6 protein-coding genes and 3 pseudogenes are annotated in these 10,156 nt (G+C 63.4%); 3 read left to right on the forward strand and 6 right to left on the reverse strand.

Annotation, left to right across the window (positions count from 1 at the left end):
* From AHiyo1_RS10475 to AHiyo1_RS10485, 3 genes are all read right to left on the reverse strand, one after another.
* Positions 1-1,353, reverse strand: a 1,353-nt coding sequence (locus tag AHiyo1_RS10475) for an amidohydrolase (protein ID WP_059388527.1), incomplete at its 3' end; no start/stop codon positions are given.
* Between the two features lie 48 nt (positions 1,354-1,401).
* A complete protein-coding gene (locus AHiyo1_RS10480) occupies positions 1,402-2,040 on the reverse strand; it encodes a TetR/AcrR family transcriptional regulator (protein ID WP_172465568.1) in 639 nt (212 codons plus the stop codon).
* 9 nt (positions 2,041-2,049) lie between these two features.
* On the reverse strand, positions 2,050-3,534 hold the full coding sequence (locus AHiyo1_RS10485; protein WP_084784458.1) for an APC family permease: 1,485 nt from the start codon (positions 3,532-3,534) through the stop codon (positions 2,050-2,052).
* 337 nt (positions 3,535-3,871) lie between these two features.
* Here AHiyo1_RS10485 and AHiyo1_RS10490 point away from each other — a divergent pair.
* Positions 3,872-4,812, forward strand: a pseudogene (locus tag AHiyo1_RS10490) (phosphodiesterase).
* 13 nt (positions 4,813-4,825) lie between these two features.
* Here AHiyo1_RS10490 and AHiyo1_RS10495 read toward each other — a convergent pair.
* The 3 genes and pseudogenes from AHiyo1_RS10495 to AHiyo1_RS10505 all read right to left on the reverse strand — a co-directional run.
* The gene (locus AHiyo1_RS10495) at positions 4,826-6,367 is read right to left on the reverse strand and encodes a DUF2142 domain-containing protein (protein WP_148667517.1); all 1,542 of its coding nucleotides are present in this window, start codon (positions 6,365-6,367) and stop codon (positions 4,826-4,828) included.
* Between the two features lie 45 nt (positions 6,368-6,412).
* Positions 6,413-7,996, reverse strand: a pseudogene (locus AHiyo1_RS10500) (stealth family protein).
* 63 nt (positions 7,997-8,059) lie between these two features.
* Positions 8,060-8,954, reverse strand: a pseudogene (locus tag AHiyo1_RS10505) (hypothetical protein); the annotation flags it as partial.
* A 170-nt stretch (positions 8,955-9,124) separates the two neighbouring features.
* Here AHiyo1_RS10505 and AHiyo1_RS10510 point away from each other — a divergent pair.
* Positions 9,125-9,424 (forward strand): type II toxin-antitoxin system VapB family antitoxin, encoded by a 300-nt coding sequence (locus AHiyo1_RS10510; protein ID WP_059388531.1) that lies wholly within the window; start codon positions 9,125-9,127, stop codon positions 9,422-9,424.
* Positions 9,417-10,151 (forward strand): LytR C-terminal domain-containing protein, encoded by a 735-nt coding sequence (locus tag AHiyo1_RS10515; protein ID WP_084784460.1) that lies wholly within the window; start codon positions 9,417-9,419, stop codon positions 10,149-10,151. Before AHiyo1_RS10510 ends, AHiyo1_RS10515 begins: the two co-directional genes overlap by 8 nt.
* The last annotated feature ends 5 nt before the right edge of the window (positions 10,152-10,156 follow it).

Below are 10,156 nucleotides of genomic sequence, written 5' to 3' on the forward strand. Positions count from 1 at the left end.
GAAGGGAGCGATGGGCCAGTCCGATCCGAGCGCGACGATCGCTCCGGCGTCTCGGAGATCGCGGGTCCGCCACGCGTGGTTGGCCCGTTCGCTGCCAAGCCTGCGGGACCAGTTGTCCGTGTGGTCGGCTCGGCTGTAGAGGGCGCAATGCGTCGGCTGCAGGCTGGTAGCGGCGCCCGCATTGATGATTTCCGCCAACACCGAATCCGGGATGGACTCGATGTGCTCGATCCGGTGGACCGTGCCGTTCTTGGGAAGGGCCCCGATGGTCCGGGCGACGAAGGACACCGCCTGATCGCCGATGGCGTGCGTCGTGGTGGGGATCCGGTGGTCGTGGAAGAACTTCATGGCCGCGGCGAGGGCTTCAGGATCGTGCCAGAGCGGGTGGAGGGATTCTCCGTGGGCGTCGGGCTCAAAGAGCCACGCCGTGCCGTTGTCGATGGTTCCATCCATCATGAGCTTGATGCCGTGAACGTGCCAGCGCCTTCCGTGCCTGCCCTGCATCGCGAGCATGGCCTTCAGGTCTTCCTCCGTGGCGCCGGGCATGACCCACGGGGAGATCCGCAGCCGGATGGCGAGCTCGCCTCGGCGCTCCAAGGCCTCCAGCACCTCCAAGGTGTCTGGGGCGCCGAAGTCCAGCATCTGGCCCGCCACCAGCCCGGATTCGGCCATGGAACGCAGGAGTTTCTCCAGCCCGTCGACGCGCTGCTCGAAGGAGAGCTCGGGAAGGACGCCGCGGACGAGCTCCTGGGCGGCCATTTCGTAGAGCATGCCGTTGGGCTTGCCGAGTTGGTCGACGCCGACATAGCCGGTGCTCGGCAGTTTCTCCGCTCCGGTGACCCCGGCGAGCTTGAGGGCGGCGTCGGAGACGAGCGAGGCGTGGCCGTCGAACAGGGTGATGAACACGAGTTCGTCGTCGAGGATGCCGTCGAAGAGGGAGTTGTTGAAACCCGTATCCCCGAAAATGACAGGGTCGAGGCCCCAAGCGAACAACCAATCGGAGCCGGCGGCGTGCGGCGTGGAAGCGGCATATCGCACGAGGGCGGCGCGGATGTCGTCGAGCTCGGTGATCCCGCCCAGGTCAAGGCCGCGGGCGATTTCCGCGCCGTGGATGGGATGGATGTGGGCGTCAATCAGGCCCGGGCAGACTGTTGCCTCGCCGACGTCGATCACCTGTTTGGCTCGTGCCGTCCATTCGGCGGCGGCGTTGGGTGTCTGCTCGCCGTCGGTGCGGCCGACGTGCGCAATCCTCCCATTCGAGATGGCGACGAAACCGGCGGTCTCAGTCAGCGCCTCACCGTGGAGGATGCTGGACGAGAAGATGACGAGATCGATGGGCTCGGGCGTGGTCAAGATATAACTCCTTGTTGTGTTCGGGTTCCGACGCCGGCCCGGTGAGGATCAGTCGTCGTCGATGGCTGCCTTCAATCCTGCCGAGAGGACATCGGCCAGGAATGCGAAGCGGTCCACAGGGTGCTCTGCCACGGCCTTCTTTGCCGCGAACAGATGGGGATAAGTGCCTTCTTCCTCTTCGTTGATGCTCCATGCGGATTCCATCGTCATTGCGTCGAGGCTCGCGCCGATCGCTGCGCTGTCGAGGGTTTCCAGTGCCGGAATGATGAGGTGCCGTGGCGCCCCCGCGATCTCAAACGCTTCGACGTACTGGTCGTAGCGCTCCAAGGCTGCCGGGTGCGACACCGGCTGCGTGAGCAGGAGGGGAAGGAGCGCCGGTACCAGGCTGTACGCCTTGCGGAGGGAGTCGAAGATCTCGCGGATGACGTCGTCGAGGCTGCCGGACGGCAACTCGGGCATCGGAGCTCTGTCTACGAGCGCGCCACGGGCCAGTTCGATGATCTCCTGCCGACCCGTGACGTGCTTGTAGAAAGATGACTGCCTGACGCCCAGGCGTTCCGCGAGCCGAGGGATCGAGAGGCTCTCTTCCTTTTCGAACATCTCAAGTGCCGCGCGGCCGATCGCCTTCCGTGAGAGCCTCGGTGTCCGGGGCCGTCCTAGCTGGCTGGTTTTGCTCGGAGTCTGCATCCCTCAAGACTAGGCTCCGGGATCACTCGGCGTGTCCGATCCGCTGGTATGCGGCCGGGTTGACCTTGCGCAGCACGAGGCCAGTACGGTTCCGGCGGCAAACAAAAGCGGGGCGAAAACGAGGAGCGTCGTGTTGACGGCGTCCCCGGCCGGAAGGCCGGTGATCAGTTGGGCATTGTTGGCCATCAGGTAGATGACTACGCACATGATGATCGTGGCTGCCACGGCAGAAGGCACGACGTACCAGCGAAGGCCATGGTCCTTGAGTCGCGTGAAGAAGACCACGACCCCGACGCCGGTGAGTGCCTGCAGGAGGAGGACGCCGATCACTCCCGGGGTGTTCGTCCAGATCAGGAACTGGGTGAAGGGGTCCAGCTGGAAGAGGGCCGCGCCGATCACGAGGGCGAGCGCGAGGAGGGTCTGGTCGAAGCCCGCCACGGACGGCGTGCGATATCGAGGGCTGATCCGGCCCGAGCGCTTCGGGAAGATGCCCTCGCGGCTCAAGGACAACGTGTAGCGGTTGATGGTGTTGTGGAAGGAGAGCTGGGCCGCGAAGATGCTGGTAACGATCAACACGCTCATGAGGTTCACGCACCAGCCGCCCGCGAAGTTGCCCGCTGCGATGTAGGCGGTGTCTCCGGCGTCGAGGTGGCCGGCGGCAAAGGCCTGGACGGCGTCCGCTCCGAAGGCCTGGACGATGATCCAGACGGCGAAGGCGTAGAACGCGCCGATGAAGGCGATGGAGATATAGGTGGCACGGGGGACACTGCGGTCCGGGTCGCGGGCCTCTTCCCGGTACAGGGCTCCGGATTCAAATCCCATGAAGGCGGAGAAACCCAGGCCCAGGACGGCGGCGAACTGCGGGGAGAAGATGGCCTGCGGGCTGAATGATTCAAAACTGATGCCGTGTGCGCCGCCCTGGGCCAGGACGAACGCGGCGACGATGGCGACGATCGCGGTTTCGAGGGTGAGCAGGACCGCGAGGACCCTGGCGCCCACGTCGATCCCGCGCCAGCCCAAGTACCAGACGGCTCCGATCGACACGATCGCGTAGAGCCACCAGGGAAGTTCCACGCCGGTGAAGGACTTCACGGCGAGGTTGGCTTGGATCCCCAGCAGTCCATAGAGGCCGATTTGCAAGCCGTTGTAGCTCATCCAGGCGGTGAGGCCGGAGCCGAGGCCAACCACGCGGCCGAGGGTTTTCGAGATGTAGCCATAAAAGCCGCTGTAGGACCGGACATGGCGGGTGAGCGCCATGAAACCGATGGCGAACAGGCCCAGGCCGATAGCCGCGGCAATGTAGATGGCGGGCGCACCGACGCCGCCCACAGCGAGGGCGAGCGGGGCGATGCCGACGACGATGGTCAGCGGAGCGGCCGCTGACACCAACATGAACACAATGTCGCGTGTGCCGATTGCGTTCTTCTTCAATCCGCCGTCAACGCTGACGGTCGCGGACGGCACGAGCGCCGTCTCTTCTTTAGTGAAAGCCATTCGCTTATTGTGAGGGGAGGCACAGGTTCGAGTCAAGGGGGTCTGTTTCGGAGCTCGCTTCCAACCGGCGCCAAAACACCGACGCCCGCTCACCTATGTGGTCTTTTGGGCGGACGCCCGCTCATTTTTGGTGAGCGAGCGTCGGGTGGAATGCGGCTAAAGGTGAGCGAGCGTCGTCGAAAATCGCCCTAAAAGTGAGCGGGGATCGGAGGGGGAGCCCCAGTAATTTTCCAACATTCCGACGGTAAGTTACCCTGCGTTAGCCTTTTGTCTGGTTGGATTGGGTTTATTGGGGCAGACACTGGAGGCGCCGTCTCCTACCGACCCGAAGGTAGTAATGGAGCTCATCGAGGCCGAGCACCCGCGGCCAGGACACGTACTTCTGCACCTTAGCGACTCCCATCTGTTGGGAGGGCCGGAACCCCTTTACGGCGCCGTCGACAGCGAAGCCCATCTCAGGCAACTCTTTTCGGAAGTACACGCGTCAAAGGTCCGTCCCGACGCCGTGATCTTCACCGGTGACCTCGCCGATCAGGGTGAGCCGGGCGCCTACGCCAAACTCCGCTCGATCGTCGAGCCTGCCTGTCGAGAGATGGGAGCGCGGGTGATCTGGGCGATGGGAAACCACGACGACCGGGCGAATTTCCGTGCTGGCCTCTTCGACCAGAGCGACAATGACGCCCGGTGGATCACAGCTACTTCGTCAACGGGCTGCGGATCATCACGCTGGATACCTCCGTGCCCGGCTTCCATCACGGTGAGCTGAGCCAGAGCCAGCTCGACTGGTTGGAATCGGAGCTCGCGACGCCGGCTCCGGACGGAACGATCCTTGCCCTCCACCACCCTCCGGTCCCGAGCGTCCTCGACCTATCCATCCTGGTGGAGCTGCGCGGCCAAGCGGCACTGGCCGACGTCGTACGCAATTCGGATATCCGTTCCATCCTGGGCGGCCACCTGCACTACTCCACCATGGCCATGTTCGCGGGCGTCCCGGTATCGGTGGCTTCCGCGAGCTGCTACACGCAGGACCTCAATGTTCCGCAGGGCGGCACCCGCGGCCGGGACGGTGCCCAGGCATTCAACCTGGTCCACGTTTACGAGCAGACGATCGTTCATTCAGTGGTGCCGCTGGGCAAATCGCCTACTGTCGGTGAGTACGTCAGCCCGGAAGCTACGAGGCGGCGGCTCGCCCAAGCGGGCATCCGGATTCCCCAGCGAGCCACGCACGAACGCGGTTCCATGGCCGATGCGAAGCATCCGGAGATGACCCGACGCTAGGGGCAGCTGGTCTCTACACGTTCGATGCCCGGACTTCCATTGGCGTGGTGCTTGGCGCCGGGCTTACTGGATTCCGGGCCGTCATGGTGCGGTAAAGAAGAACGGCTCCCACGAACAAGACAGCCAGGTAGGCCACAGTAAGGGGAATCCATCCAAACGGCGGCTGCCACTGGGGCGCCGTCAGCATGTCCCGCCAGTTGGACTCGTCATGGAGACCAATGACGTACCGGCGCATTCCATAGATAAAGCTGTAGAAATGGCCAAATACCAGGATAGCGAGCACTACCGATAGCGCCCGTCGTCCTGAGCGGCGGAAGTCGATATCGAAAGAGCGCATTGCAACCCCGCATGCAGTGATCATCACGGCCACAAGCGCCAGGATGTACCGACCCTGCCAGATAATTCCTACCTCCTTCGAAAGGGGAATCTGCAGCACCGGAGGGAGGACGATGATCGCAGCCACCAGGAAAGCGATCGTCAGCCGCGCTGAACGGCTGGGCACGGACAATGCTGCCACGATCGCCCCGATGATCAGCGCCGCCCAGACAGTGAGCACCCCGCTTGGCCCCAAAGTATCCAGCCAACCAAGGTAGGACACGTAACCGGCCGCGAAATCGAACGTCTTGTCCAGCATGATAGCGGCGATCCGGGCCGGTGATGTGTCGATCCCCGCGCCCATGAGGCTTTGCAGGCTATCCGCGCTCTTGAGCCAAAGCACGGCAAGCCCGCACGCGACGGCGACCACGAATGCCATCGCCTGCACAAATCGCAGACGCAACACGGAAACGAGCGGACGAAGCCCGAACATCAAGAGTGACGCTGCCACGGCCAAGGCGAGCCAAAGAAGTGAAGCAGCCCGGGTGTTGGCCAGGACAGCAGCTGAAATCGCCGCAGCGGCAAGGGGTAGCCGCCAATGATCGCCGGAGGCGATTCTCTCCCACGACAAACACAGTGCGCTGAACACAGCCATCGACGCGGCGATTTCCAGTGAATTGGGGTTCACTCCTCCGGACAGGAACAAAACCATGGGGGTCACGGCTATCGACCCGACAAACAATGGCAGTTTCCAGCGTTGAAGGCTCGCCAAAGCAGTCAGCGCAACAGCAAGGAAGGCAACGCTGAGAAGACCGCCAACGATCCGCATGGCGTAGATGGCCTTGGCGCCGGTAAGGAACAGGCTCGGAAGCCCAGCCACCGCGTAGTACATCGGGTTGTAGTTTCCCGCGCTAGTGTATGCCTTCAGCTCTGAGACGTCATCTGACAGCGTAGGGCTGCAACCGGCGGACACCGCCGGATTCCAAGCGAAGCAAGTTTGGAGTCCATCCACCGTTCCCACGAACGCGGGGACGAGCACCTGGGCCCGATCACCTTGATTCGCGCCAGGTTCCCCTCGCAACTGCCCTCGAACAACGGCCCCTGCCTTCACGGTGTGAGCTGGCTCGTCCGGCACGGACATAAGGGGGCTTGCCAGTGCCCAGATCGAGGTGAGGAGCCCAAGAATGGCGAATATTGCGAGAAAGCGCAGGAACCAAGGGGGAAGGCTGAGGGGGTTCAATAGACATGTCTGTTCGTTGATCGGGTGCGGAGATTCACAGCTACTTTACTTCTCCCAGGGCGCCTTGACCGGGAAGTACTTCTCCATGAAGTCCGTCACGAGTCCGGCCCTTTCGTCGGCAGCCACCTCGGGGAAGCTGCCATCGTTGAGGCAGAAGAAGTCCACATTGCGTTTGGCGAGCAAAGTGGGCAGGTAGTGCAGCCCGGACCACAGGGTTGTGTCCACATATCTGACCTTGGCTGCCGTCTGCGTCACTGCCCGGCCGGTGAGCAGCGAGTAGTAGTGGTAAAACGAGTTGGTCACCGAGATGTTGTCCGCCGCACGGAATCTACTGGCCGCCGTCTTGGCGAATTCGGCGGGAAACTCCCGCTCCATCTCTGCGATTACGCTGCGGCGGAGGGGCGCGGCAGTGTGTTCCAAGTGGCGCGTGGTGATGCGCCCGAACCGTTCCCAGAGAAGCTTCCTGTTGACGCGGGCCGCGTTTTCGAAGCCGCTGCGCTCGGCGTCGTTCTCTCCCAGTCCGATCCGGGTGGAGGCTTCGATGAACTTGGTGATTCCGCCGGGAGTGAAGAACATGTCCGGTGCTACGGGCCGGCCGAAGAACATGTCGTCGTTGGAATACAGGAAATGTTCGGAGAGGCCATCAATGTGGTGCAACTGGGATTCCACGGCCTGGGAATTGTGGGTGGGCAGCACTGTGGGGTCCTTGAAGAACTCCTCGCTGCGCATGATCCTGACGCTCGGGTGCTCTGCCAGCCACTCCGGCGCGGGAGAGTCCGTGGCGATGTAGATCCGGCGAATCCAGGGCGCATACATGTACACGGAGCGCAGGGCATATTTGAGTTCGTTGATCTGGCGGAAACGGGCTTCGTGCGCGTCGCCCTCGCCCACCACAGCGTCTTTCATCTGCTCGCGGCGGGCCGCGATGTATGCGGGATCGTTGCCGTCCACCCATGAAAAGACGATGTCGACGTCGAAGTCGATGTCGCTCGCGTGGTCCGCGAACATGTTCTCGATGGTCGGCCAGCTCAGCCCGTGGCGTTCCACGGTGCCCCGGACAGCGTCCTGGCGTAGCATGGTCCGCCGGGTCAGGGAGTTCTCCACCGGCCCACGAGTTGTTCGCCGTCGAACTCCCACAGTTCCAGTTGCACGCCCAGCGATGGACCGTATGTCAGCCCGCCCCCGGGTTCCACGCGGGGACGGGAAGAGCCGGAAGATCCTGGCCTTCCGGTTGTTCGAGAGCTCGCCGTCGGCCACCAGCAACGTGGATTTCTTCCGCGCGTCGACGGCCATGGAGTAAAACGGCTCGTTCCGGAAAGCCGAGACCAAAGCCTGGCGCAGTTTCTTCCGGAGCTTCCAATCGACGGCGATCACGGGCCGGTGGTCGTTGCCGCGGACCAGGATGAAGTCCAGCCCCGCCGCGTCCAGCGCGGCGCGGATCACGAGAAGGTCTTCGACCATCACCTGCTGCGGAGTGCGGTTCTGGTTCAGCAAGCTGTAGCGGCCGCGATGGCGGACGACGTCGGGACGGTGCTTGAGGCGCGCCTCGACTGCGGGCGACGTCGGTTCGGGAACGACCGCATCGTCGTCGGACGGGGGGCTACCGAAGTAGATTGCTTGCTGGTCCATGTCTGTGATGGCTTTTCTCCGAAAGGTTGTGGTTCGCGCGGGCTTGGTGGACCTAGCCCACCAAGCTTCGCGCCAACTGCGCAGGAATGCGCCTCCGGCGTCGTCGTGAATGACGTCGTCGCCCAGGCCGAGGTCTGTGGCTGTAAGAACATCGTAGGGCTTGTTTGGCACGCCGTCGGCGGGCCGGACGTCGACGTGCTTGACGCTGTGGTCATTGTGGTGGAGCCAATCCGCCATGCGTAGTCCGTGCGCGAATCGCCCACTGTCCGCCAGGCCTGCGGGTGATGCCCTGGGCGGCGAGGAGCTCCACCGCGCGGCTCGCGCCGAGATCCTTGCCGAGCCGGATGGACTCGATGTCGGTGGAGATGATGGTGGGATCCAGGCGGTAGTCGGCGGCGTCGTCGGACTCTGGTGCGTGGTGGTCCAGGAGCGCGGCGGAGAGCCCATGCCTGCCCATGAGTTCCAAGGCATCGGCGTCGAAGAGCTTCTGCTCGGCCAGGTAGTCGTCGCTTGAAACGTCCAGATGCTGTTCCACTGAGACCATGGCGCGCTTTGTCTCATCGAAGAACATGTGCGTCGCATAGTCCTCTGCCACCATGCGGCGGACGTCGTCGCCGTAGGCCTTCGGGACAGCTAGGTCATGATCCACATGGATGGGTCCTGGGCCGCCCGAGGTGTAGCTGAACCACACAGCGCCCTTTTCGCAGATCGCGTGGACCACCGTTCCCGCAGGCATTCCGGCGGCGATCATGGGTGCCATGACCTGCTCGCGGATGAAAGCGTCTGAGCGGCCGGTGTTGAAAATAACGGGGATGCCTGCGGATGCCAAGCCCACGAGGTCGGCGATGATTTCCGGCTTCACGTCGCGCGTCACGGGACTCGCGACGGGGCCGTCGACGTCGAGGAGGAGTGCGAGGGCGGGAGCAGCCGGGTGCGTGCCTGGCATTGAAGCAGTCATGATCCTATTCTGTCAGTCCGCCGTGATGGCGGCAGCGCTGTGACGGCCGACGGCGGGAGGCGGCAACGATTCAGCGCGCACCGCCCGTCAACGGTTACCTTTTGGCCACAACCTTGGTGACCGACTTCTCACAAGTTCCCTTGGAGGCCTTACTTCTTTAGGCTTGCAAAGTGATATTCAAAGCTGTGGGCGAGGGACGCCCGTACCCCGACCATGGTTTTTCCACGCCCAAGGACTGGGCCTCGCTGCCGCCCCGTCCTGTCCGGCTCGACGAACTTGTCACCACCAAACGCACGCTTGACCTGGAAGCACTGTTGGCTGAGGATTCAACGTTCTTCGGCGACCTTTTCCCGCATGTGGTGCAGTACCAAGGCCTGCTGTACCTCGAAGACGGACTCCACCGTGCTGTCCGCACCGCGCTCCACCAGCGCACGGCCATCCACGCCCGGGTCCTGGTGATAGATGGTTAACGAAACAATCCCGGAGGAGCAGGTGGCAGTGCCCGAAAATGCGGATCCGAGGAAGCGCCGGAAACGTCCCGGTCGTCAGAAAGACCCGACGAGTCTGCACGGGCATCGCGTTGTCACAGGGCCGGAGCTTCGGGCAACTTTTGCCGATGCTCCGGGACCCGAGAGCCACCCGGGGTGGTTCAGCCGCCGCCTCCTGCATGGGATCGTGCTCGCGCTGCTGGTCGGACTGGTGGTTGCCGGACTCGTGGGCGCCTGGGCAGTCATCAACGGCGTGATTCGATTTCCCTCCGCCGTTGCAAGCCAGGCGCCGGCGGCGGTATGTCCCGCTACTGTTTTCGACTACACGCCCAATAACAAGATCAGCGTGAATATCTACAACGCCGCCGGCAGGGCCGGTCTGGCCAAGAACGTCGCGGACCAGTTGAAGGCCCGGGGCTACAACGTTGGCACGGTCGATAACTCCACCACCAGCTACAACGGCCCGGCCATGGTTGTTTCGGGATCGAGCGGCCAAGCGGCGGCTTTCAACATCCAGAGGAACATCGCGGGCACCGACTACTTCCAAGACCAACGCACGGATGCCTCCGTGGACCTTATCCTCGCGCCCGGCTTCTCGGCGCTCGTGCCGCCGGAACTCGTGGACAATACCCCTGGCAAGCTCAGCTGTCCCCGCCTTGAGCAGCGGATCGCGGACAACGCCAAGCTGCCTGTGATGCCGACGCCTTAGCGTTG

The organism is Arthrobacter sp. Hiyo1 (assembly GCF_001263615.2).
In the GTDB taxonomy this organism is placed as follows: Bacteria; Actinomycetota; Actinomycetes; order Actinomycetales; family Micrococcaceae; genus Arthrobacter.

Coding starts and splice junctions, on each gene's coding strand:
- AHiyo1_RS10480 (WP_172465568.1), bottom strand. CDS start 2,040: ATGCAGACTCCGAGCAAAACCAGCCAGCTAGGACGGCCCCGGACACCG.
- AHiyo1_RS10485 (WP_084784458.1), bottom strand. CDS start 3,534: ATGGCTTTCACTAAAGAAGAGACGGCGCTCGTGCCGTCCGCGACCGTC.
- AHiyo1_RS10515 (WP_084784460.1), top strand. CDS start 9,417: ATGGTTAACGAAACAATCCCGGAGGAGCAGGTGGCAGTGCCCGAAAAT.